This is a genomic window from Nostoc sp. (genome assembly GCF_041747015.1).
Classification (GTDB): Bacteria; Cyanobacteriota; Cyanobacteriia; order Cyanobacteriales; family Nostocaceae; genus Nostoc.
In genome coordinates, this window is the sequence record NZ_JBGTFY010000211.1 from 1 (window position 1) to 24711 (window position 24711).

The window sequence follows — 24711 nt, forward strand, 5'->3', positions numbered from 1 at the left end:
GAACCAAGCCATTGAGGGAGTACGCTGGACAATTCACGATTTAGAGGTTCTACCCGAAAATGAGTGGACACGCTATGAAATTATTAATGGAGAACTCTTTGTGACTCGCACTCCTCACCGCCGTCATCAACAAGTTTGTGTTAAGATTGCTCGGCAACTCGATGTTTGGTCAGATTCGAGTGGTTTAGGGGAAACAATTGTGGCTCCAGGGGTGATTTTTTCCCAAGCAGATAGCGTTATACCGGATGTAGTTTGGGTAAGTCGAGAACGACTAGCGCAAATTGAAGATAAAGCGGGACATTTGACAGGTGCACCAGAGTTAGTAGTAGAGGTTTTATCCCCTGGTAAACAAAACGAATTCCGAGACAAGGAAGCAAAATTGAAACTATACTCAGTTCAAGGCGTTCGTGAGTATTGGATTGTCGATCGCTTTACTCAAAAAGTCGAAGTTTATCGGCGAGAAAAAGCACAGTTAGTTTTAGTCGCTACCTTGTTAGGCGATGATGAAATAACATCGCCACTTTTACCCGGATTTTGTTGTTTTATCCGTTTGTTTTTTCCTGAATAATAGTAAATTCGAGAAGATTTCTCAAAAAATAACCTTTAGATACAGCACTTCCGGCAGCTATGAGGTACATCCTCATAGCTGAAAGTGATGATAGGAGAGAGGCAGGGATAAAAACTGTATTGCATAATAGCCGGAAGTGCTGTATAGATATTTTGGCAGATTTATGCAAAGAAAAAGGAGAGGATTGCTACTTTCCTAATACGGTTCGGATAAGACTTGATCCCCCCAACCCCCCTTAAAAAAGGGGGGCTAAGACTGGCTCTATTTCCCCCTTTTTAAGGGGGGCTAAGAATGGCTCTATTTCCCCCTTTTTAAGGGGGACTAAGGGGGATCTTTAAAAACTATGCACCTTAACCGAACCGTATTGGCTACTCTCCTAACGTAATATGAAGAAAAATTTTCAAATTAGTGATTAAAACGAGTTTGACGTTCACGCAATTCACGAGCGGGTTGTTCTGACAAACTAATAGTCAACTAAGAGGTAATGTAAACCAAAAAGTTGCCCCTGCATCCAATGCACTGTTTACACCTATTTCGCCGCCGTGAGCATTGATGATTTGCTTACATAAATACAACCCTAATCCTAAACTTACAGAATTGCGGATACTTGCACCCCGAAAGTAAAGGTCAAAAAGCCGATCGCTTTGTTGTTGACTAATTCCTACACCGTTATCACTAACAGTACAATAAATTTTGTCATTCTTACGGGTAGCGTTGATTGTTAAGAGCAATTCTGGGGGATTATGTTTCAAGGCATTGACAATTAAGTTAGAAAAAACTCGCCATAGTTGTGTGGGATCAGCATTTACTAATGGCAAATCTGCGGATACCAAATTTGTCAGCTTCGCTCGATTTTGTACCAGCAATGGCTCTAAGTCTGCGATCGCAGCTTCGACAACCGTAAGCAATTGTACGGCTTGACGTTGTAAAACAACACCTTGGACTTCGCTGATATGAGCTTCCATCAACGAATTAATTAAGTTGAGTTGGCGATCGCTACTTTGAATCATCCGCTCTAAAATTGAGCGTGAAATCGAAATATTTTCCTCTGGACGTGCAAGCAAATTTTTTAGCACCATTAAAGTACCCAGCACTGGGTTACGTAAGTCGTGAGAAACTGCATGGAAAAATACTCGTAGTTCTTCCTCAGTTTGTTTGCGCTGGGTAATGTCTTCAATTAAACCTTCGTAGTAAAGCAGTTTAAGATGTTCGTCATGAACTGCGTAAGCTTTTTCCGAAATCCAAACAATACTCCCGTCTCGACGATAAATTTGGGACTCAAATTCTGAAACGCTGCCATACTTTTGCATCAAGCGCACAAATTCTGCACGGCGGTTCGGATCAACATACAATTTTTCAATATCAGTGACATTTGCTGTCACCTCCTCCGCTAAAGAGTAGCCATAAATGCGTGCTAAAGCCGGATTTGCCGTAATGTAACGTCCATTGGGACTGCTTTGAAAGATCCCTTCAACAGCGTTTTCAAAAATGCTGCGATATTTAGCTTCTGCAACCTTGAGTTTTTGATAAGCAGATTCTAGTTCTTGACGAGCGTAAAACTCAGAGCGTTGCAGGCGATCGTACAGATAAACACCGATGTCACATATAGTACAAAACCAAAAAATGTATAAAATGAACGTCACATTATATATTTCTGGGTGTTCGGGGACTGGCACTTTTAGCCCAAGTACTGTATTCACACCAAAATAGTAAACCAGTACACTCACTTGAGTTAGCAAGTGAAGAAGCCAGTAGACTGGCATTAATATAGCTTGGCTCAAAAACAGCAGCGACCAGCCGATTGTGTCCGGTAGTGCGAAACCTCTGATGGTTGCAAACAACTGCGATGCGAGACTAATTGACCAAGAAGACCCCAAAAATAATAAATCTGGACGATCGCGACCTAATTTAGTTTTATGTAGGGCAAAGCAGATAATTATACTTAAAAGCATTGCAACATTGATTACAAGGCTTTTCGCTCTAAGTACTTCTGGCAGCCTCTCCAACTCTTGAAAAGGGAAAAACAAGCCGTAAATGTCTCGCAAAGTAAAAGACAACAAACAAATCAGCGCCAACCATAACCATAAATGCAATCTCTGCCACAAAAAGCGGTTACGCCTAGCCTTGTAAGAAGTAGTGATTTCATCTGTCGTTGGTGCAGAAAAAGTTTTTCTCCACCACCTTTGCACTGTTGTAAATTGAGTAGCCATTAGCATCCGAGCAACTTTGCCCATACCGTCGAGAGTGTTTCCCTTACTCAACATTGCCATAAATAACACCCTCTCATTTTTTGGTCATTTATGGGCGATTTGTTGCGGATGAAGTTGCCAAAGGTAATGTAAACCAGAAAGTTAATCCGTGCTTGCGGTTACTAATAACACCAATTTCGCCGCCATGTGCCTTAATAACTTTCCGACAAAGATACATTTTTAAGCCAATGCTTGTGGAACAACAGTCTTGGGGATCACGGACATGAAGATCGAAAAGGCGATCGCACTCTAGTTTATTCATAGCTACACCGTCATCTTGAATCTGAGTGCGAATCATTCCTGACTCAAGGGTGGCACTCAGAATAAAGTTTAATCCTGGTGGATTGTTTTGCAAGCTATGTGTCAGTAAATTTGCCAAAACTTTCTCTAACAGATTTGCATCTGCCATCACTAACGGTAAATCTGCGGGAACCAAATTTTTCAGAGTTGCTTGGTTTTGGATCAGCATGGGTTCCAAGTGGGCGAATATTCCTGTCAGTAGGGTGCTAAGTTGCACAAGTTCGAGCTTGATGTCAATACCCTTTTTTTCACAGGAATTAATTTCTAGCAATGAGTTAATCATCGTTAGTTGGCGATCGTTGCCTTGAATCATTCGCTCGATGATTGAGCGAGATACTGGAATTAAGGATTGGGCATTGGGCATTGGGCATTGGGCATCGGGAGGAGAAAAGGGAGAGACTTCTTCAATAATTCTTCCTTGTCCCCCTTCTCTCCCTTGTCCCCTTATCCCCTTATCTTCCTCCCCACTCCCCACTCCCTGATTTAATAAATTTTTCAACACCATCAAAGTACCCATCACCGAAGTTTGTAAATCGTGGGCAACTGTGTGTAAAACAACATCTTTTATCCGATGCAATTCTTCAACTTCTTGCATTTTCTGCTGCAACTGTGCTGTGCGTTCTTGTACCTGGTGTTCTAAATTAGTGTTGAGTTCTGCTAGTTCTTGGTATATCTGACTTTGCTGAATAGCGATCGCCACCTGTTCTGACATCTGCTGTAACAAATCAATTTCTATTGGCTGCCAATGGCGCGCCCCTGAGCATTGATTGGCAATTAATGCACCAAATAATTTGTTGTTTAACATAATTGGTACAGCCAATGTAGCCTTGGTTTGGAATTTTTGATAGTGTGCTTTAACTTTGGGAGATACTGCTATTTGCGTTATGTCTTCAATGACACGCACCAGATTATCTTTTAATAGGTTTCTTAATTCTTGTAAATAAGCTTCATCATTAGTAGACCAACCTAAGACTGATGGATACTTGGGATCTACTGATTCGGCAAGAGTTCTGACTCCTAAAGTGGCATTATTTAAACCAATAAAAACTCGATCTGCTTGCAAAAATTGCCTGACTTCCGTCACGGTGGTTTGGAGAATTTGCTCTAAATTCAGCGAAGACCGAATTCGCACTAGAGTTTCTGCCAACAAGCGATCGCGATGTGCTGATAGGCGTAATTGCGCTTCTACCTGTTTGCGTTCTGTAATGTCGTGATGGACTGCTAGGATGCACGGGACACCATCTAAATCAATGACTTCGGCTGAAAGCTGTGTTGTAATTATCTCGCCAGACTTTTGCCGAAATTCAAGTTCTAAGTTGCGAACAACTCCTGTGGCTTGCAACTCCTGTAATAAATTTAGGCGATCGCAATCGTGTACCCAAAGATTTAACTCAAAAGAAGTTTTACCAATTGCCTCATTTCGCTCATAACCTGAAAGTTTCACAAAACTGTCGTTAACTTCTATAAAGCGTCCTTCAGCAAGCGTGCTGATGGTAATTGAATCGGGGCTGCAACTGAAAGCTTTAGAAAATTTTTGGGCAAGATTTTGTAAGGCGACTTCTGCTTGTTTCCGTTCTGTGATATCCCGCACAATTGCTAGTACCTCGTCTTGTCCACTTACTATCAACCGTGCCTCATAATCTCTGACTCCCAAAGGCGTTGGTAGCTGATATTCACAAGTTTGTAAAGTTCCCGAATCTAAAGCTTTAGCAATCGCTTCTTGGCTGATCGTTGCAACATCACTAGGCAATAACTCTTGCAAATTTTTTCCAACTATTTCTTCTCTCGAAAGAGTGATATTTGCTCCCTCACTTTTTAAATCGAGATACTCACCATCACGACTGATCCGAAACATCAAATCGGGGATAGCATCCAAAATTGCTTTATACCGCACTTCGCTTTCTTGCAATTTTTCTTGGGCTTGTTTTCGGTCTGTAATATCCATGACCAAACCATTCCAAAGATAATCGCCGTTAGTTTGTAGTTCGGGTTGCGAAGTACCTTGAATCCACTTAACTTCGCCACTAGGCGTAATGATCCGACCTTCCCAATTCCAAAGTGTAAGATTGATACTACAAATAGCAATAGATTCTGCAAAGGCTTTTATATCTAAAGGATGAATCAGTTTATATAACACCCGAAAGTCTGACTGTATAGTTTCTGGTTCTGTTTCATACAAATATTTACAACCAGAACTGACATAAAGGACAAACACAGAACCATCCTGCTGTTGCAGAACTTGGAAAATTATTCCTGGTAAATTGACAGCAATTTTTGAGATCAGGTTAATAGCCTGTTGCTGGCAATTTAGTGTGTGCAGCGATTTTATAACGGTTTCATTCACTCTTTGACCCTTTGATACACAAGCTATTGATGTAGAATTAAAAGCCAGAATAGCCAATGTGAACAGTTTTAATTTTGTGGGCATAATGCTAACAGAATTAAAACTGCACCCTCTTTTAGGGTAGTTCCTGAGCAGGCGATCGCATTCACCCAATCGGGTGAAGCATTTGTCAAAAGGAGAATCAGTTCAGGAGTGCTCAGTTACCAAGACAGCGAAACGGGGGGATTGAAGTGTGGACGTATTTGGAAGAGAATAATGAAAAGTAAGAACATCAATACCAAAAAGTTGACGTAGAATTGGTGCAAAATATTAGATTTTTCCGGTTGAGCCAAAATATAACTGAATAATTACTTTACATTGCATATATATAGCTAAAACTCATGGAATTACCCCAACGCATATCAGTTCGCTACAAAGATGCGTCCTTGAATACTAATGAAATCCGCTTGCGAACCTTCCGCCTGGGATTACAAATATGGGATGAACAAACCAAACCCAGAAAAACAGAGCTTTATGAGTTTATATCGTCCTGTTTAAAGCAAGTTGACCGCCAAGATCGTTTTATGTTTTCTCTGCTATTCATAGAATTAACAGACCTCATACGCAATTCTTCGCTGGAAAGGGGAACGAAAGAGGTTTTGATTAAAACAGCTTTTAGGGAGTTTGCTTGTGCGATAACAGACTTTGAAGACGTAGCTAAATAAGGGTTTCAGCTTTTTCACTTGTCAGCGTTTGGGGGTATTGGTGCGTAGGCGTAGCCCGTCGTAGACATCGCCCTGAAGTTAGCTAACCTGATCGAGTAAGATATCTATTAAGTAAGCAGCTTTCTAACTTAATGCTTCAAGGGCTTGCTTGTTATAGGCAAAGCCTTAATAGGTTAGAACGTCACTTAGATTAGTTTCTTTGTTAAATGCGCGCCTGGGTAGGTGTTGGGAAAGGGGTAATTACAAAAATGGCTGAATTGCTCTATATGCAAGAACTTGAGAGCGATCGCCTTTCTAAACCATCCGCGCACCTTATGTGGACTAGTTTTCAGCCATTTGCATCTAGCCAAATGATAACTCTTCGTGTTATGATTTTTGCATTCGCGCAACTGAACCTTGAAAACCAAATAAGACGCGGCTTTCAGACGCCAGCTATTGCAATTACCTAAAATCCCTATTAGGGATTGAAACATACAGATTTGTTATAAAAATAACTGTTAATGCTATTGCAATTACCTAAAATCCCTATTAGGGATTGAAACCTCTTTAGGTCTTATTAGGCTCCTGGGAAAACCATTGCAATTACCTAAAATCCCTATTAGGGATTGAAACATTAGCTGTATGTTGGCAACTCGTTGAATATAATCATTGCAATTACCTAAAATCCCTATTAGGGATTGAAACTTGCCGCCGCCGCCGCCGGATGGAACCGCTTGCAGAATTGCAATTACCTAAAATCCCTATTAGGGATTGAAACTTCATATAATCGGCAAACAGGGAAACTCAGCACTTCGATTGCAATTACCTAAAATCCCTATTAGGGATTGAAACCACATATTGGGGTCTAACTGTGGGCTTAGGTGATACCAATTGCAATTACCTAAAATCCCTATTAGGGATTGTAACCTATGCTTAATGATGTGTAGCTTGTGGCTACAAAAAAATTGCAATTACCTAAAATCCCTATTAGGGATTGAAACTTGAAAAAGATAGCTTCTGCATTGAATGTTAGAGGATTGCAATTACCTAAAATCCCTATTAGGGATTGAAACAATTTTATCCCCAAAGTTGCAGATGTAGTAGTCAGTTGTATTGCAATTACCTAAAATCCCTATTAGGGATTGAAACGTGGAAGCAGAAAACTCCACTGCGAAAGCGTTCTGTATTGCAATTACCTAAAATCCCTATTAGGGATTGAAACAGCAAGGCTAGAAAAGCAGCAAGAAAAAATGAAATTGCAATTACCTAAAATCCCTATTAGGGATTGAAACTAATTTCTCTTTCAATTCACCCAACACATCTTGAATTGCAATTACCTAAAATCCCTATTAGGGATTGAAACATTTTTCCGAAACTGTGCAGCAGCAAGCTATCCTTGATTGCAATTACCTAAAATCCCTATTAGGGATTGAAACTCAACAATCCAATCATTTGTAATTTTTAAATCTGGAAACATTGCAATTACCTAAAATCCCTATTAGGGATTGAAACCTCAGCAATCGGCAAAGGTATGGTAGGAACTACGAATTGCAATTACCTAAAATCCCTATTAGGGATTGAAACAAGCAGGGCAAGTATTATTCCCAAGGATTACGCAATCATTGCAATTACCTAAAATCCCTATTAGGGATTGAAACTCCCACCAACCCATTCATCACTCATAAGATTTCCCTTGTATTGCAATTACCTAAAATCCCTATTAGGGATTGAAACGCCGAAAGCGATCGCTAAAATCCCATCGGGTACAATTGCAATTACCTAAAATCCCTATTAGGGATTGAAACTGAGACTATCTCTTGCTCTTGCGCTATGATGTGTGCTGTGATTGCAATTACCTAAAATCCCTATTAGGGATTGAAACTTACCATTCGGTGAAGTTAAAGAAGAACTGGGTCAAATTGCAATTATCTAAAATCCCTATTAATGATTGAAACAAGTGTAAAAATGTGATGAATTATATTTAATCACATAATGAGTTAGTCAACTAATTACCTAACTACCCTTGCTAAAACGATCGCGTAGTATCTTGCTGTAAATTTCAGCTACCATAATCAACTGAGAAAATGCTGAGAATCAACTAAATTTTCTCAAGGGATAAATTTATGAAAATCATACCTTAGTTTCAGATGGGTTTCAGTCCTAACTGAGATATTTTGAATGTTCGGGATAACTCAAACATTAGGAGTAATAAATAAAACTCGTCCCCTACTCACAAGTATGGTTAGTAGAGTACTTACAATTTGAGATTGCCGTTTATCGTCTTGTTAGTCTTGCTGAATGTTCGTAAAGCTGTTTCTTATACAATGCTTTTACTTACGCGCCACCATGCGCTTGACTATCAAAAACAACAGTTGCGATCGTTTTTACTACTATTATTCAAAGCTATGCTATAACTGACGCTTTATCTGATTGCAACGTAAATGCGATGCCCTACAGTGGCAAGCTACGCAGTAGCAAAAGTCTGATAGAATCCTCCACAAGAAGACATCTTCTTTAGCCCAATAGCCTTTATGAATCGGCTTGTAGCTTAGTTTTCTCTGAATCGATCAATACAAAAAGAACTATCCAAAGGACGAAAGAAGAATATGAATTGGAAAACACTTTGTTTAATTGCTGGTCTGAGCTTAACTACCAGCCTCACTGCTTGCTCTGGCACTCCTGCAACTAACAATCAAGTTGCTCCTGAAGCCTCTCCTGCTATGGGCAAAGACAAAGCCGGCGATGCTATGGGCAAAGATAAAGCTGGCGATGCTATGGGCAAAGATAAGGCTGGTGGTGCTATGAAGCAATCGCCCGCTTCCACCAAGCCATAGTTATAACTAGCTTTGCATCTTACTTTTCTTGTACTGAGTATTAGGGACTGGTTATCAGGAAAATCCTGATTCCAATTCCTATACTTTAGCGCTTTGACCTCAACAGGAGAAATTCTGATGAACCACAACTTGCTCCGCCGACGTCAGTTGCTTTTTTGTCTTGGATTAGGGGTTGTCGGAATCGGTGCAGCTACAACATTTCCCAACTTCAGAAAAGTGAATGCCCCTTCTATCTCTCCTGTAAATGATCACAATACGCAAGACTCAAAAACTATAACAGTGAAACCTCCCGCAGGCAAGAGTCTGCCAGAGTTTCAGGGTATCAGTCAGTGGCTTAATTCTCCACCTTTGTCGATCGCTGACCTCAAAGGCAGTGTTGTTTTGATCCAGTTTTGGACTTTTGCTTGTATTAACTGCCAGCGTACCTTGCCCTACATCACCAAATGGCATCGGCAATATGAGTCGCAGGGACTCAAGGTAATTGGCATCCATACACCAGAGTTTGCCTTTGAGCGAGACGCAAACAACATAAAAAAGGCGTTACGACAACACCAAATTACTTATCCGGTTCCAGTTGATAACGAGTATAAAACTTGGAACGCTTACGAAAATCAGTATTGGCCCCATATGTTTTTGGCTGACCGTCAGGGCTTGTTGCAGTATGACCATATTGGGGAAGGGGCATATGAAAAAATAGAGCAAACTATCCGCCAGCTATTGGGGTAGAAGGATTATGACGGCTTCTACTTTATCAATCGGTCTGGCGTTACTGGGGGGCGTTCTGAATGTGCTTTCACCCTGTGTTTTACCGATTTTGCCAGTGCTATTAGGTCGATCGCTCCAATCGCACACTTACGGCCCAGTAGCACTAGTAGGGGGATTAATCGCTGGTTTTGCACTTACAGGTAGTTTACTGGGTATAAGTGCAAGCTGGTTTACAGGCTTAATTATTTTATTACGAAATGGTGCGATCGCACTTCTTTTATTTTTGGGGTTACTCGCAATTTTCCCCAAATGGAGTTACCGAATATTTAGTTATATTCCACTTGGCAACTGGGCTAAAAAACCTCCACGAATCGGACTCATGGGAGAGTTTTGGCTGGGGACTCAGTTGGGGCTTTTGTGGACTCCCTGTGCTGGGCCTGTTTTGGGGGGAATTTTAGTATTAGCAGCAGTTAATCATCAAATCGCAAGTGCATTTTGGCTACTGATTGCTTACGGAATCGGAGCAGGTTTGCCTCTCTTGGCGATCGCTTATGGTGGACGAGTACTCAGCAAACGAATCCTCAATTTCCGTTCCCATAGTGCAGCATTGCAGCGGATTGGTGGCGTGGCGATCGTGTCCACAGCAATTGCTATTCTTCTCGGTTGGGATGTCCAGATACAACTTTGGTTGGCTCCGTTCTTTCCTACTCAATCTCTGTGAGACAGCCATGAGCTAATAATTCGTAATTCGTAATGACGCGACGTAGGAGCGTCTGACTCGCTACCGCTTCTCTACGCGACGCGAACGCTAATGTAATTCGTAATTGAAGGACAGGGAAACTAATTTTAGTTATGGAAAATAAAAAATGGCTAGCATCTTTATTGCAGATAAAACAGATTTATCTATGCAGTTTTAACTACGAATTACAAATTAGTAATTACGAATTATTATGACTTTATCAAAACCCAAAGCCCGCTCAACACCTAGTCAGACTTTTCTATCAAAGACTTTTCACTGGATTAACATCATCAGTCTCATCTTGATGATCACTAGCGGACTGCAAATCTATAACGCCAATCCGGTATTTGGAGGGCGTGAAGGTTGGCATTTTCCCGACTTCCTGTTGCTAGGAGGTTGGCTAGGGGGTGGTAGACACTGGCATTTTGCCGCTATGTGGCTATTTTCGATGAACTTACTTTGGTATGGACTTTATATCTTTGTAACTCGTCGTTGGCAGCGTCGATTTGCCGATCGCGGTGACTTAAAAGCATTGCAAGTTAGCCAGAACGCAAAGCGCAAGAACTACGCATGGCATCGGCTAGTTTATACTGCTATTATTCCAGTGTTGCTGCTGGCAATCTTGAGTGGTTTGGCGATGTACAAACCTGCCCAACTGCATTTGCTTTCCGGGCTGTTTGGTAGTTGGCAAACTCTACGCACTGTTCACTTTATCACTGTTCCCACTGTCATACTGTTTACAATTGCTCATTCCTTACTTGCTCTTAAAGTAGGAAGCACCCGTTTAGTTAAGTCTATGTTCCTGTAGAGGTTCTATGAGTCTGATTCTTCCCAAAAGTACGCTATCCCGTCGCCGATTACTGCAAGTATCTGGATTTTCAGGCGTAGGCTTTCTTTTAGGTGGCTGTGGGACAAATTTGTTCTCAGATAATGTGCGGCAAATATCTGAGCCACTAAACCAACGTCTTGAAGCACTCTTGCTAAGTCAGAAACCTGTACCTGAATTTCCTGTTAGTGCTATAGAAGCAGATAAATTACTGATTAATACCTTTGACTTCACGCCGCAAATTGATCCGGCGCAGTTTCGCCTAACGATTGATGGTGAGGTTGCTAACACGATGCAATTGAGCATGGTGGATATTCAAAAACTTCCCTTGACTTCAATGGTGATTCGCCATGTCTGTGTTGAAGGTTGGGCTGCGATCGTTCAATGGGGGGGCGTGCGATTACAAGACTTAGTAGCGCTGGTACAGCCGAAGTCAAATGTCCGTTATGTCTACTTCAAATCTGCTGATGGCTATTATGAAAGCTGGGATATTGCCTCCGCTGTACATCCCCAAACTCTCATGGCTTATCAAAAGAATGGACAACCATTGTCAGTTGATAATGGTGCGCCTATGCGCCTAGCATCCCCAATTAAACTAGGTTATAAGCAAAGCAAGTGGGTAACTCAAATTACATTCGTCAGCAATTTATTACCCACTAAAGGCTATTGGGAGGATCAGGGCTATGAGTGGTTTGGAGGACTATAGTCTTTCCATAGCAAGTTTTTGAGTGGGTTGCTGTCTCCAAACGCCTAGTCGCAACCTACCTAAACAGAGATTGAACACTGAGATCCTTCAGAGTGATGGTGAAATTACGCTGTTCTTTTGTGGCAAAAAATGAAGCGATCGCCTCACACGCCACAGCAACGGTTAACATCACTAGATTTCGTGCTAGGGGATAATCACAGACATCATCATTCACCTCGGAAGGAACGCGATAAAGGTTATTCCAAATTACTTCTGCATAATCAGCTGATAGTCCAGCATGAAGACAAGGAATGCTTAATTGATCGGCATAATCTTTCACTGCTTGACGTGCCACGCTGTTGTCAAAGACATCGACAATTAGCTGGCTATCTTTGAGTAATTGTATTGTATTTGCTGGTGTCAACTCTTTTGTTTTAGCATCAACTTTAGTACCAATTGCTCGATATAAATTGTTCGCCAAAATTTTCGCCTTGAACGCTCCAACATCGGAACGGTAGTAGGGCTGAGTCGAAAGATTACGCTCCTCAATGCGATCGCGATCAATCACTGTAAGTTTGTCAAAACCAGACCGAGCTAAGTTTTCCGCAATGTTAGCTCCTAATGCTCCAGCGCCACAAATTGTTACAGGATAGTCCTTCAGCTTTGCCATCACAGCATTGGTGCGGTAAAGTTGTTCGTGAAAAAAGATACTCATAATAATTCGTAATTAATACTCTTGTTGTTCCATTACACCTACTAAGGATTGCAAGTCAAAATCGCGATCGCGTCCACTCAGACAAATGCCAGAACTGACAACAGTCAAATCATTTTTAGCGATCGCACTTGTATGGCGAACGCCATCAGCAGTTGTCCAATCAACTGTCCAATAATCACTGCGATCGTGGAATTGGCGTAATTCACCGCCGCCCATCTGCAATGCCTTTCTCAATCGTTTTTCATCCTGTTGGGGTTGAGCAAATCCCTCAATGCGCCGAGTCGCTAATTCATACACTGTGCGGATTTTTGGAGTAATGCCTTTGAAGTGCAATTCTTCAGCAGAAGTGAGTTGCTTAACGGCAGATTGCAGAGTTTCAGAAAGTGCTGGATCGGTACGGCGATCTACTTCCTCAAACCAGCAGGACTGTCCATTCCAACGGGCAATAATTTGCTCAAAGGTAACGCCCTCGGTTACTAGATGCACTGCGATCGGCTTCACCACCTTCAACCGTTGACGCATATCTGCTTCATTCACGGGGTATGCCAACCAAGTTTGTCCTCGCAGTGGGTGTGCTAACCGCAGTCGTACTTGGGGAAAGTGTTGCAGATATTCCGCAATCTGGGGCAAGTCAGCCTCTTCTACAACCGTTGCTGTTTTCTCATCCACAGCCTGAAAGATGCCCCAACCTTCAAATTTACTAGGCTTTGGACTGAAGGTGTAGACCATCCCGGCTACCCGTGTGCGAACTCGTCCACCTTTGACACAGGGCGCGAGAAATTGGGTAACAGACAACTGTGCTTCTGCGATCGCAATTTGGTTGATTAGCTTGAATATGTTAGTCATAATTATTTGCTGCGTGCAAGTTGGCTTAGAGCGATCGCTGCGACTTTATACGCCTTCTTTATGTCACTCATCAGTATCACCTCATTGGGTTGAGCGATCAAATTATTTCTTTTTTGATGTGGATCTTGTTTGCGTTCAGGAAATTTGTTAAATCAACCGTTTTTATCGTAAGTAGAATAAGGCATCAAAATAGACTCAGTATAGCACAGTCAGTAGTAGTTTGAAGAATGCAGCACACTGTGTACATACTGGATTACAACACTGTTATTGTCTTATCCTAAACTTGTGTGAGAGGCATCTTATCAGAAGGATTCGTAATGAATACAACTGCTCTATTTGTAGAACTTATTGTTATTGGTGCAGGAGCAGCAATTTGGCTAATTATCCTATTATTGAGTGTATTTGGTTATACATGGATTCCTTGGAAGGAAACTACAGCCTTTGTCGCACTCATTCCCGTTTTATCTGTGGTTTATGTACTGGGTATAGTCGTTGATTACCTGGCTTTTCTACTCTACTGGAAGTGGAATGAGAGACTTCGCAGACAGAAATTTCTTAACAATGAAGAGTATGAGAGTACAAGAATATACGTTTACACTTATGCAACAAGCAATATCATAAATCGGCTTGAGTATGACAGGAGCAGGATACGAATTGTCCGTGCATGGAGTATAAATTGTTTTATTCTAGGCATCAATACTATTATTTTTGTTTGGACTCAATTATCACTAATACGCTTTAGTTTACGATTAAATATTTCTATCTTCAGTGCTTTAGCTTTTGGAATAGGTGTTGTTTCAACCTTGTATGCATGGCGTACTCTGAATTTAGGTTACTACTTGCAGATCTATCAAGCTAGTGTTTTCATGAAAAACGAAGGGATTGGAAAATCTCCAAATGCGAACTGACACAATATCAGGATGCGTTAGAAGCGACTATGACGCATCCGTAATGTAGTCTACTTATCTTGTCGCACAGGCAACGGCATATCCAGAATCTCCATCAGCAAATCCAGACGAGAGGGGCGCGTCAAAAGTGGGACAAGGTTCGGCAAACTGTAGTAGTCTCCTGCAAAAGTAAACGTATCTACAGGTGCTTGCTGCTGCTTCAATTGACTCTCCACCCAGTCGTAATGAGTACCCACACGGACAATCACCACATTCGGCATTATCCCCAACTCCCGGCAGTAGGTCTTGTAGACTTCACAGAAGTAAGGAGCCACATTCTCGCCCTCATCCGTCACCAGGATAATCTGGTCAACCACCTGCTTTTTCCGCCGCATTGCTTCCAATGCACAGCCGATACTAGTTCCACCGCCTGCATTGATGTGCTGGAAGGCACGCTCCCAGTCGGTCAACTCCTTGCCCTTTGCTGTAATAGCGTAAGGAATGGTGTCGAAGGCGTAGACAAACAGTTCTGCCTGAGTGATACCAGAAATTAAGGCAGCGAGTTGCTTACCGATCGCGATCGCATTTTCCATTGAACCAGACTTGTCTACCAATAAAGCAGTTGGACGAGCGATCATACCGCGCCGCTTCACTTGCTCGTTAGTCACCTTTTCCAGTCGGGCAACGGTGTCTGCGTCAAAATCTGCGGCGTCTGTGGCAATCTGTGCTTTGAATGCTGAGACACGCCCACTCTTAGATGCTGACTCCAACTTGGAATCAATCAGCTTCTTGACTTCTGGGTGATCCATTGCACCTCTAGTCTGGAGAGACTTGAGATTATTGATCGCTTCTTGGGGAGTCATGCTGTTAATTAACGCCACCAGCACAACTGGCGTAAGTTGCTTGATTGCACCAACTGCGATCGTGTAGGGAATCTTGAACTCTACAATTAGCCGTGCCTGTTCTGCGGCACTTTCTGCCTTAGCAAGCTGCTTCAGCATATCTGCTAACGAACCCTCTGGAGGAGTATCGCGGAACAGAATTGCATTTGCCCGCTCATTTGGCTTGATGTGCAGCGAAGCATACAAGTGCTTCATTGCCTTACGACCCCGCAGCGCAGCGCGATCGAACAGAGCCGGATTGCTCTCCCGTACCTTCAGGTAAGACCGCACCGCAGTCCGAGCCGAACGAGGCATTTTATTCTGGTGCTGCTTCATGAAGTCCACCACACGAGCGACCTGATAAGGTGGAAACTCTTGCAGCATCACAAATCCAGCATCTCGGTGTTCAGTCAAATTGCTGGTTAACAAGTGAGCAACAAACACTTCCTTGTGGTCGCGGACATCACCATGATGCTGATACCAAACTGCCAAGTGTCCGTAGAAAATGGGATCGAGTTCAACAATTAACTGATGAATTTCTGTAACTTGCTCAAGCTTGCGGTGAGGACTTGTTAGCAAACTGTTGAGTATTTCCAGACGCAGGTCACGTTCTGCGGTGTTCATGGGAACCTCCTCTAATTTTGATGGATGAGGAGGCAGATGTTGCACGCGAGGTGATAAAGTCACCGCGCAAGTTGGGGAAGCATTGTGTACAACTTTTGCAGAGTTATGTAAGCTTCCGCGATCGGGGCGCGGCAACAACTGCCAGTTTTGATGTCAGGTATCGAAATCGTTGGCACTACTCCCTAAAAGTAGTAGCTGCGTAAGCTGCCATCATATCTGCCGCTATTGCGACAGCACTTTTTGAAAGCAGCGACCGCAACCACAAGGACAAAGGTCATTGTTACCCAGCTTTTCTTGTAGTTCCTTGTCATTATGAACAATGCGAGTGCCACGTTTAACGGCTGTTTCAGATGGGTAGCCACGACGACGTTTACTCGATGGTTCAAAAGCAGAAATCATTGTAATCTTCAGGCTCAATGTTGAAAGAATTAATCTTATTCATCGTTCTCACCTCCACGTTTAAATGAAATAAGATCACCTCATGCAAGTCGAAAAAGCTGTTGATTCACACACGGGATTTGAACCCGTAATCGCTTGATCTTAAGTCAAGTGCCTGTACCATTTGGCTAGTATGTAAGCTTCTCCAGTTAGGGCACGAAGTGAGAATTTTAAATGCTACAAAGTTGCTGTGTTAAACTTTTAAGTACTTTAACCATAAACAGCTTCGGGACGGATAATCAAGTCACCGCTAGGACGGCGATCAACTATGTAAGTACAAAGGCGATCGCAATTCACATCTAAATGCCGAGCAACGCGCTCTTTCACTGCCAGATCATTCATGCCTCCGACAATTCCCAATTGTGTTTTTGGAACATCAACAGAACGTCCTTCAAATCGAATATGAACCATTGCAATCACCTCTTGTTTTAATTACGAATTACGAATTATACTAGTGGATCTGATCGGGATTGAACCGATACCCTCCCTGTGAGAGTTTCACTCACACCTCGTGCAAGTTGAAAAAGCTGTGGTAACACCGCAGGAATTGAACCTGCACTTATCATTTAAGAGATGATCGCTCTACCTTTGAGCAAGTATGTAAGCTTTTTCTGTTAGGGCACAAGTGATATCCGGGATCTCTACCGTTAGAGCTACAGACCCAAGTTTGAATGATGCCGATGCTTTTATCTCTATACTACATTTGTAGTATAGTTTCGACATAATGTCAAGGGTATACTACAAATTTTTTGAGGGAAGTGAGAAGGCAATTGTTAGCTAGTGGTTGTATTACAGATCCCCCCAACCTCGTTAAAAAGCCGGGTTATTTCAGCATTTACCCTTTTTTAAGGGGGTCGCCTAAATTACGGAGTTCAGAGGCTCATTAAGTAGATAAACAAAAATATTTACAGTTATTGCGATCGCATCATTTTAACAAGAGCATTTTATTCTTAACAATCTCTAAAATAATTGCATTAACGCCTAGCTATTGACAGAAAATATTTTATATTAAGAAGTTGTGCTAGGCGCAGCCCCCACTTCTCTACGAAAGGCTGCACTTCTCTGCGAGACGCTACGCGAACGGCGCTGCTCAGTGACCATCGTAGACATCGCACTATTTTATATTCTTAATAAGTAGTTAATCCTTAATTAACCAATCTAGTTTAAACTTAGTATTTTGCCAAATCATCTAATTCTAAATTAAGCAGTATGCCTAAATTAGCTTTACCTTTGAAAATAGCAGGAGGAGCAGTCTTCCTGCTTTCCTTTTATGTTTTCCGAGCAATTGGCGCCACAATTTCAGAAGGGTTTGAGTCTGGTCAAAAAGCAGCTTATGCTGCGGCTGATGTTACCTTCAGTTCAGGTACTTGGAATTTGAATGAGTCGTTAATTGGCAATACTCCAAGCGATGTCAAAAACGGGGCGCAATCTGTACGGATTCGCAACAACGGCAAGGTAACAATGAGATTTGATCGCACTACAGGCGCGGGCACAGTTACCATTAAACACGCCAAGTATGGTAATGACCTTAATACAACTTGGAGATTGTTGTGTTCGACTAATAGCGGCACTTCATGGACACCTGTAGGTTCACCCGTAACTACAAGCTCAAAAGTACTCCAAACAGCGACTTTCACACCTAATATCTCTGGCATAGTTCGCTGTGAAGTCGGCAAAACCGATGGAACTTCCAATAGAACTAACATCGACGATATTGTGATTACCGATTATGGTTCTTCGAGTTCTCCTTCTCTACCTGCTGGTTCTGTGCCATTCTTTGACAATATCAACAATCCTGTATCGGGACTAGCATACGGTAGCCCAGCTGATGTTACTCCCCCGATCCCAACGTTGAATAACTTTGACACAGCAGTGACTGATCTTTGCGGACAACCTGGTACAGTTGTCAGTCCGTCTAACTTCCAGACGATGATGAATAGCAATCCTACTGTTTTGGCAAGTATCCAACAATATGTGGGAGGATATCTGATTCCAGGCCGCACTTCTAATGCAGATTTCTTAGCTGACTTGACTAACGTCTGGTTTAACGTTGATGGTTTTGAACATATTTTCTGTGGGGAACCAGTTGCAGGAGGTTCCATAGGTGGATTGCACTTTGTCGGTCGTTATGTAGAACTTCAAGAAAAGGGTTTGGCTGGACGACTAAGTAATAATACATCTAGGGAGGAAGTGAATCCCAACACTGTTTACACGATGGGCGTTAAGATGAAAGTAGGCAATAGTACTGCTCAGTCTACTATCAAAGGTTATGCTTATACTCTTAGTGCTGAAGAAATTCTCTCAATAGCAGCTTTAGCCTATAAGAATAATCCCAATACCAGTTCTACTAACACTGTTTGTCACTGGACTGTAACTGATGAAGGTAGAACTTTTCAAACAGTGTTTGTGAGAAGAGAGGGCGGTATCCGCACTTTCTACCCTGATGCTACACCTGATAGCAATCCTAACTGTGTGCAGTAACAGCTATTAGTACGATTGGCGTTGCATATTTGTGTCAGATAAATTATCCTGCAAATATGCAACGCCGAATTTCCCAATCCTCGAAATTCGTAATGAACATGGGGCAAGTAAGCGAATCCTTGTAACCAGTAGTTTATTAACAAAAGATGCTCTGAAAAGAGTTTACAGAGATCGATACATAACTAGGGAAAATAGATAGGGACGATCTTAATTCCTGGATGAATAGGAAACTTTTTGAATAAATATTGTGGGTCGTCTACTTTCCAGGTATCAGACAATCAGAGAAATGACTAAACCATCGACAGAGTGAATCACATCAGGAAAACTAGGAAAACATCGGGAATTAGAAGTCCGTGGCTGGACACTCTACAGATAATTTTTGCGATAGTAAGCTTGATATTCTGTAGACAGCAGAGGTTCCCACCAATCACGATGATTGAGATACCATTCAACAGTTAAACGTAAACCCTCAGCAATTGTTACTGAAGGCGTCCAACCAAGCTGAGTTTTAATTTTGTTCGCATTAATTGCATATCTCCGATCATGTCCCTGTCTATCTTTGACAAAAGTAATTAACTGCTTTGCTGGATGTACTGGTAAATCAGGTGCTAATTCATCCATCATCTGACACAAAAGTTGCACGAGGTTAATATTTTCTACCTCATTGTTACCACCAATATTGTATGTTTCCCCTGGTTGACCATGATTAATTACTACATCTAAAGCAAGACAATGATCACCCACATAAAGCCAATCGCGCACATTTTTACCATCGCCATAAATAGGTAATGGTTTCCCTATCAAAGCGTTGATACACATTAGGGGAATTAACTTTTCGGGAAACTGATAAGGCCCATAATTATTAGAGCAATTTGTGATAATTGTGGGAAGTTTATAAGTATGATAATAAGCACGCACTAAATGATCACTACCAGCTTTTGAAGCTGAATAGGGACTATTAGGAGCGTAGGGTGTAGTTTCAGAAAAAGCTGCTTCACTTGCGTCTAAACTACCGTAAACTTCATCAGTAGAAACGTGTAAGAAACGATAATCAGATGGCTGTGCTTTTGTCTGCCAATGTTGCCGAAAAGCTTCTAGTAGAGTGAAAGTTCCTACCACATTTGTTTGTACAAAAGCAGCCGGACCAAGAATCGAACGATCAACATGAGATTCAGCAGCAAAGTGTGCGATCGCATCAATATTTTCCGTTGCTAGTAACTGATCTATAATAGTGCGATCGCAAATATCCCCGTGGACAAACCGAAAATTCTCTCTTCCCTCAAAGGGCGCCAAATTCAGACGATTCCCCGCGTAGGTAAGAGCGTCTAACACCACCACCCGATCATCTGGATAAACTTGACACCAATGATGCACAAAATTCGCTCCAATAAACCCCGCACCCCCCGTAACTAATAACCGCCGACTCATCCAATTTCCTCTCTTTTCTCTGTGTTCTCTGCGGTAGCCTGCGGCAAGCCGCTACGCGTCTACGTTTATTTAGACTTAAAATATTTCTTCCTCACCTTACCGTATATCTTCTGGGCGAGTAATTTTGCCATACGTATTCTCGTCAAACTCTTAATATTAGATGGCTGCTGTATTTTGTGATCAAAAAATTCATTTAACTCATCTAGAATAACTTGAAAGCGCTTAATAATATTCTCAGTCCGATACTCAGCTAAAAACTCTTCAGACAAGCTAAACGCTACTGAAGATTCAATGACCTTGAGAATACGTTGGACATCATATTCTTGGGAATATCCAGCAATTTTATAACAATTAAATCCAGGATCTAAGTAATCAGCCAGTCCACCATTGACACTAGAAAATACTTGGCAACCACACGCCAGAGCTTCCATTGGTTGCAGACCAAATCCTTCACTAACACCCTGTTGTGCCCAATACTCAGCCGAATCATAAAGGTAAACTTTAGCTCGGTTAAATAGTCCAGGTAAATCCTCTACATAGGAATTAACAACTAATACTTTACAACGTTTTTGCAACGCTGGAATCAATTCTTTGATTAAATACTCAGAAGATTTTCGAGTCTGAACTAAAACATCAATATCCCGCTCAAAACCCAAATTTTGAAACTCATCAGAAATTTGATTGGGCAAATAATAAATCAGAGAATTGGGTGATTTCTCTCCCCAAAATCCCATTGTATAGCGGCTAACAGTGATGATCGGAATACTTGCAGGTAGCCTGAATGAATAACCTGCACTATGTGCATGGTAAACAACATTGTATTGTTGAAGTTTAGCAACGAGTTGAGCTACATCAAATCCCCAACTAATGACAAAAATTACCTCATTTAAATTTTTCTCTTTTAGCAAATCATCAATGAAAAGCTTACCTGTTTCTCGTTGACGGTAAGTTACAACATCAGCACTACATATCTGCTGCACCAGATTAAGTGTTTTTAATTCTGCCCAAAGCCCACCACAAGCAAATTTGCCATCTGTACCGGGGACTAAAAAGTAAAGCTTTCTCATTACACAATTCTCTAAGAACTGATTTATCAAGTAAATCTTAAATTTGTAGTAGCTTGTCTACTTTAAATTAGTGCAATAAACTTTGTAGATTGAGTTGAAATATGAAACCCAATATTCCTATGATTGTTAAGTTTCGCTTCGCTCTGCCGAACTTACATTTAATGCACTAGGAATGAGGAAACAAAAAGCACTTAGATCGGCTTCACCGTTTGCCAGAGATTATCAACCTCTGATGGCGTGTATGCACTTTCTGACGCAACCGTTGTCATATCCGCGAGGCGTCCAGCAAGAAACGAACGTCCAACCTTGATGATCTCGTTGTCTGGATAGGAGCGATGTACCCATAGCCCAATCTCTAAGGAATCTATTCCATCAGATTCTACCTTGAACACAACTTTATGGAACGGTTCGGGAAAGCCTGGTCGGTGCTGGTCACGAAGCACTTCTTTAAGGGTGATACTGGTTTCAAAATGCATGATGGGTTCCTTTACTTTTCACTTTTTATTCTCGCCAGTTTACCTTTACAAAATGTGCCTGCTTTCCCCAAACGTCGCGTGTGTGCGTAATATTTTCAACTGCTAGGTTAAAAGGAATCGCAGTTGTTAAATAACGTTGTGCCATAGAACCTAAATCAGGTGCGAGTTCTGCGGCTGTCGTCGCCGCCAAACCCAAACCTATAAGTTGCTCCATTGGTCGGAATGGTAGCAAGAAATGTACGCCCATAGCTAATCCAGCCGTTAAGAGCATTGCTACTGATAAATTTGTGCCGCAACGAGGATGTACAGCTAAATCCCATTCTCCACTAGTAAGGCGATGTTGGGCAAGTGCGATCGCCCGCCGCAAATCACTAATATTCACTTCACCATAAAGATAAAATCCCTGCTCGGTAGACAAACCGCTTAATAATTCGTTATCCAATTGAACGTTAGCCGATTTTCCTGGGGGAGTATAGGCTCTTTTTGATTCGCTAAGAACCCAAACAGTAGCGTGTTCTAAAGCGTGAACCTGCCGTATCATCAAAATTTCTTTCAATCCTGGAATAAACGATAGCTGTCTGAGTAAGTCAGCGTCTTGTGTAGGTTGTGGAAAGTCTAAGGTTCGGTATTCTGGGGCTGAAACTTTCTCACATACAGGTGTCATAGGATCAAATTTAAAAAATTCAAAGGGAGACGAGCCACTTTGAAAAGAAGCAGAAGTATTCATTTGAACACTGCTCCCCAAGGCGATGGAGCAAAATAGATTTCTTTTAAATGTAGCGCTTGCACCACTGAATTGTTGCTAATTTTTGGGGATAATTTTTGAGTTTGGGCATTGGGCATTGTTTATTCTCCTCTGCTCTTCTACCCAAACCCTTAATTTTTTGTTGCTGATGCGTAAGTCCTACATCTCTCAATACGGTTCGGTTAAGATCCCTCCGCCTGCGGCGACCCCCTTTTTAAGGGGGTAAAAGAGAGTTATAAGCCCCCCTTTTTAAGGGGGGTTGGGGGGATCTCCGAGGAATGAACACGTTAACCGAACCGTATTGCTACATCTCTTGTGTGGAATTTAGAAAGGAATTCTAATCTTTATAGTTTCCGAGTCCAAGGGTCAGCTGGCTCCACTAACATAAACTCCAACTGAGTAAAGGACTCGGAACTTTCGGTAGAGTGTTCACACTGAAAACTAAGGCGTGAGGAGGGGAACAATCAGTAAACCTCAAAATTGGCTTGTCAACATCCTAGACCAGATCAATCGTGTAGCTATAAATTGTTATTCGATCTGGTTAGGCAGAAGACAGCAATTGACATCATTCAAACAGACTTTGCCCCACTGTAAAGCCCAGCGGACAAGAGCTACTCGATTTTCTGTCTCAGTTTTGGTGAGAATGTTACTGATATGGTTATCAACTGTACGCTTGCTAATTTCCAGTTTTCCTGCAATTTCTTGGTTAGTTAAGCCAGTGGCCACTAAATCGATAATTTGCAGTTCTCTGTCTGACAGACTAACGGGGGTCCCAGACTTGCCACCAGCCATGACTATTTCTATCCTCTCTTGGTATATGTACTCAATCGCTCTTTCTAATTCTAGAGGATTCTTTTGTTGGTAGGGGTTTCAAGTATTAACAGTAATAGGATTGTCAATATTTTCTTTCGATTTCAAGTTGACAGAAATATAAACCCGAAATCTGTTAGATTTCGATTAAATCTAAAAATGAGATGAGCAATCCCCGTGTTTTATGCCTTGGTGAAGTTTTGTTTGATTGTTTAGCCGATCAATTGGGACTAAAGCTGGAAGAAGTAAAATCCTGGACTCCCTATCCAGGAGGGGCACCAGCTAACGTAGGTTGTGCTTTAGTTAAGCTGGGAACGCCAGCAGGATTTATCGGAGCCGTTGGCGAAGATGAACCAGGAAATGCACTGGTGCAGCTATTACAGGATGTAGGTGTAGAGATGACGGGAGTACAACGCCATCCCACAGCACCAACACGACAAGTTTATGTTACACGGGATCTAGCTGGCGATCGCACCTTCGCCGGATTTGGTCAACATGATACCTCTGAATTTGCCGATACTCGCCTGCAAGCCAAACAATTGCCAAGTTGGCTGTTTCAAGAGGCAGATTTTTTAGTTTTGGGTACTTTGGAGTTAGCTTATCCTGAAAGTGAAGAGGCAATTCACCGCGCCCTAGAGTTAGCAGAACATTATGATTTGAAGATTGTGTTAGATGTCAACTGGCGTCCTGTATTTTGGGAAGATTCAAACATCGCTCATCAAAAAATTTCAGAATTATTTAAGCGAGTCGATTTTCTCAAACTTGCCAAAGAAGAAGCTGAATGGCTATTTGAAACCGCAGATCCCGGAGCCATTACTTACCGTCTAGCTTCAATTGAGGGAGTACTGGTGACAGATGGGGAAAACGGTTGCGCCTATTGTTTGGGTGAAAACGAAGGCAAATTACCTGCGTTTTCTATCCCTGTAGTTGATACAACTGGTGCAGGTGATAGCTTTTTGGCAGGATTCATCCATCAATTGAGTCAGCACGGTATCCACAGCTTGCGGGATGCAGAAACAGCAAAACGTATTGTCACCTATGCCAGTGCTGTTGGAGCGCTGACTACCATTAAACCAGGTGCGATCGCTTCTCAACCTACTGCTGCTGAAGTCGAAGCTTTTCTAGCTGCACATCAACTCTATAAACTAGCATAAGCTACTGGGATATCAGCTAATAAAGGCTGATATTCCTGGCTAGAAAATGGACGAAAATCTTCATGCCATTCTGCGGTCATATTGCACAATAAACGTAGTTGGAGAGGTGTCGGTACTGGGTTAACGCGCTCAACTTCTACTTTTAGAAATTCGGGATTTTTGTTCTTGAGTTTAAAAACATCATCCACAATATATTGAGGGCAATAACCGACGATGTGATGATCTT

Annotated in this window: 23 protein-coding genes, 2 tRNA genes and 1 CRISPR repeat array; of the genes, 10 read left to right on the plus strand and 15 right to left on the minus strand. The window is 42.0% G+C overall.

All coding sequences use genetic code 11. The features are described 5' to 3' along the window. A partial coding sequence (locus ACEW80_RS17335) for a Uma2 family endonuclease (RefSeq protein ID WP_373527785.1) occupies positions 1-568 on the plus strand: 568 nt, incomplete at its 5' end. Positions 569-1038: 470 nt separating this feature from the next. On the opposite strand, the gene ACEW80_RS17340 is transcribed toward ACEW80_RS17335, so the two are convergent. Next, complete coding sequence (locus tag ACEW80_RS17340) at positions 1039-2778, minus strand: ATP-binding protein (protein ID WP_373527817.1); 1740 nt, start codon at positions 2776-2778, stop codon at positions 1039-1041. Between the two features lie 88 nt (positions 2779-2866). Continuing rightward, entirely contained in the window at positions 2867-5461 is a 2595-nt protein-coding gene (locus ACEW80_RS17345) for a PAS domain S-box protein (RefSeq protein ID WP_373527786.1), read from the minus strand. A gap of 380 nt (positions 5462-5841) precedes the next feature. On the opposite strand from ACEW80_RS17345, the gene ACEW80_RS17350 reads away from it, so the two are divergent. The 6 genes from ACEW80_RS17350 (at position 5842) to ACEW80_RS17375 (ending at position 11954) form a co-directional block, all read left to right on the plus strand. Continuing rightward, on the plus strand, positions 5842-6165 hold the full coding sequence (locus tag ACEW80_RS17350; protein ID WP_373527787.1) for a hypothetical protein: 324 nt from the start codon (positions 5842-5844) through the stop codon (positions 6163-6165). A gap of 434 nt (positions 6166-6599) precedes the next feature. After that, positions 6600-8099: direct repeats of the CRISPR family, unit length 37 nt; unit sequence ATTGCAATTACCTAAAATCCCTATTAGGGATTGAAAC. Positions 8100-8750: 651 nt separating this feature from the next. Continuing rightward, the gene (locus ACEW80_RS17355) at positions 8751-8978 is read left to right on the plus strand and encodes a hypothetical protein (RefSeq protein ID WP_373527788.1); all 228 of its coding nucleotides are present in this window, start codon (positions 8751-8753) and stop codon (positions 8976-8978) included. Positions 8979-9095: 117 nt separating this feature from the next. Beyond that, positions 9096-9704 (plus strand): thioredoxin family protein, encoded by a 609-nt coding sequence (locus ACEW80_RS17360; RefSeq protein ID WP_373527789.1) that lies wholly within the window; start codon positions 9096-9098, stop codon positions 9702-9704. A gap of 7 nt (positions 9705-9711) precedes the next feature. Continuing rightward, complete coding sequence (locus ACEW80_RS17365; protein ID WP_373527790.1) at positions 9712-10404, plus strand: cytochrome c biogenesis CcdA family protein; 693 nt, start codon at positions 9712-9714, stop codon at positions 10402-10404. A gap of 229 nt (positions 10405-10633) precedes the next feature. Then, positions 10634-11230, plus strand: a complete 597-nt coding sequence (locus ACEW80_RS17370) for a cytochrome b/b6 domain-containing protein (protein WP_373527791.1) — start codon at positions 10634-10636, stop codon at positions 11228-11230. A 7-nt stretch (positions 11231-11237) separates the two neighbouring features. Further along, entirely contained in the window at positions 11238-11954 is a 717-nt protein-coding gene (locus tag ACEW80_RS17375) for a molybdopterin-dependent oxidoreductase (protein ID WP_373527792.1), read from the plus strand. Between the two features lie 55 nt (positions 11955-12009). Here the strand turns inward: ACEW80_RS17375 and ACEW80_RS17380 are convergent, their stop codons facing one another. Continuing rightward, complete coding sequence (locus ACEW80_RS17380; RefSeq protein ID WP_373527793.1) at positions 12010-12648, minus strand: ThiF family adenylyltransferase; 639 nt, start codon at positions 12646-12648, stop codon at positions 12010-12012. A 12-nt stretch (positions 12649-12660) separates the two neighbouring features. Then, positions 12661-13494 carry a hypothetical protein gene (locus ACEW80_RS17385; protein WP_373527794.1) on the minus strand — a complete coding sequence of 278 codons (834 nt, stop codon included), beginning with the start codon at positions 13492-13494 and terminating at the stop codon, positions 12661-12663. A 317-nt stretch (positions 13495-13811) separates the two neighbouring features. On the opposite strand from ACEW80_RS17385, the gene ACEW80_RS17390 reads away from it, so the two are divergent. Then, positions 13812-14402 carry a hypothetical protein gene (locus ACEW80_RS17390; RefSeq protein ID WP_373527795.1) on the plus strand — a complete coding sequence of 197 codons (591 nt, stop codon included), beginning with the start codon at positions 13812-13814 and terminating at the stop codon, positions 14400-14402. Between the two features lie 50 nt (positions 14403-14452). Here the strand turns inward: ACEW80_RS17390 and ACEW80_RS17395 are convergent, their stop codons facing one another. From ACEW80_RS17395 to ACEW80_RS17415, 5 genes are all read right to left on the minus strand, one after another. Beyond that, a complete protein-coding gene (locus ACEW80_RS17395) occupies positions 14453-15886 on the minus strand; it encodes a hypothetical protein (protein ID WP_373527796.1) in 1434 nt (477 codons plus the stop codon). 222 nt (positions 15887-16108) lie between these two features. Beyond that, positions 16109-16285 carry a hypothetical protein gene (locus tag ACEW80_RS17400; protein ID WP_373527797.1) on the minus strand — a complete coding sequence of 59 codons (177 nt, stop codon included), beginning with the start codon at positions 16283-16285 and terminating at the stop codon, positions 16109-16111. 107 nt (positions 16286-16392) lie between these two features. Beyond that, a tRNA-Leu gene (locus ACEW80_RS17405) sits at positions 16393-16462 on the minus strand. Between the two features lie 72 nt (positions 16463-16534). Then, entirely contained in the window at positions 16535-16735 is a 201-nt protein-coding gene (locus ACEW80_RS17410; protein WP_373527798.1) for a hypothetical protein, read from the minus strand. A 119-nt stretch (positions 16736-16854) separates the two neighbouring features. Further along, positions 16855-16925: transfer RNA gene (locus tag ACEW80_RS17415), tRNA-Lys, on the minus strand. A 608-nt stretch (positions 16926-17533) separates the two neighbouring features. Between ACEW80_RS17415 and ACEW80_RS17420 the strand changes: the two genes are divergently transcribed. Further along, entirely contained in the window at positions 17534-18805 is a 1272-nt protein-coding gene (locus ACEW80_RS17420; protein ID WP_373527799.1) for an EndoU domain-containing protein, read from the plus strand. Between the two features lie 366 nt (positions 18806-19171). Here ACEW80_RS17420 and rfbB read toward each other — a convergent pair whose 3' ends face one another. From rfbB to ACEW80_RS17445, 5 genes are all read right to left on the minus strand, one after another. Beyond that, positions 19172-20233 (minus strand): dTDP-glucose 4,6-dehydratase, encoded by a 1062-nt coding sequence (gene rfbB / locus ACEW80_RS17425; RefSeq protein ID WP_373527800.1) that lies wholly within the window; start codon positions 20231-20233, stop codon positions 19172-19174. Positions 20234-20298: 65 nt separating this feature from the next. Then, positions 20299-21300 carry a glycosyltransferase gene (locus ACEW80_RS17430; protein WP_373527801.1) on the minus strand — a complete coding sequence of 334 codons (1002 nt, stop codon included), beginning with the start codon at positions 21298-21300 and terminating at the stop codon, positions 20299-20301. 191 nt (positions 21301-21491) lie between these two features. Then, positions 21492-21776 carry a hypothetical protein gene (locus tag ACEW80_RS17435; RefSeq protein ID WP_373527802.1) on the minus strand — a complete coding sequence of 95 codons (285 nt, stop codon included), beginning with the start codon at positions 21774-21776 and terminating at the stop codon, positions 21492-21494. A 25-nt stretch (positions 21777-21801) separates the two neighbouring features. Further along, positions 21802-22503: a DUF6391 domain-containing protein gene (locus ACEW80_RS17440; RefSeq protein ID WP_373527803.1), complete on the minus strand. Its 702-nt coding sequence runs from the start codon at positions 22501-22503 to the stop codon at positions 21802-21804. Positions 22504-23049: 546 nt separating this feature from the next. Next, the gene (locus ACEW80_RS17445; RefSeq protein ID WP_373527804.1) at positions 23050-23313 is read right to left on the minus strand and encodes a LuxR C-terminal-related transcriptional regulator; all 264 of its coding nucleotides are present in this window, start codon (positions 23311-23313) and stop codon (positions 23050-23052) included. 182 nt (positions 23314-23495) lie between these two features. Here ACEW80_RS17445 and ACEW80_RS17450 point away from each other — a divergent pair, with 182 nt between their 5' ends. After that, a complete protein-coding gene (locus tag ACEW80_RS17450) occupies positions 23496-24485 on the plus strand; it encodes a carbohydrate kinase (RefSeq protein ID WP_373527805.1) in 990 nt (329 codons plus the stop codon). Here the strand turns inward: ACEW80_RS17450 and ACEW80_RS17455 are convergent. Next, a complete protein-coding gene (locus ACEW80_RS17455) occupies positions 24470-24673 on the minus strand; it encodes a hypothetical protein (protein ID WP_373527806.1) in 204 nt (67 codons plus the stop codon). The two genes, ACEW80_RS17450 and ACEW80_RS17455, sit on opposite strands and share 16 nt — an antisense overlap. Positions 24674-24711: the final 38 nt, after the last annotated feature.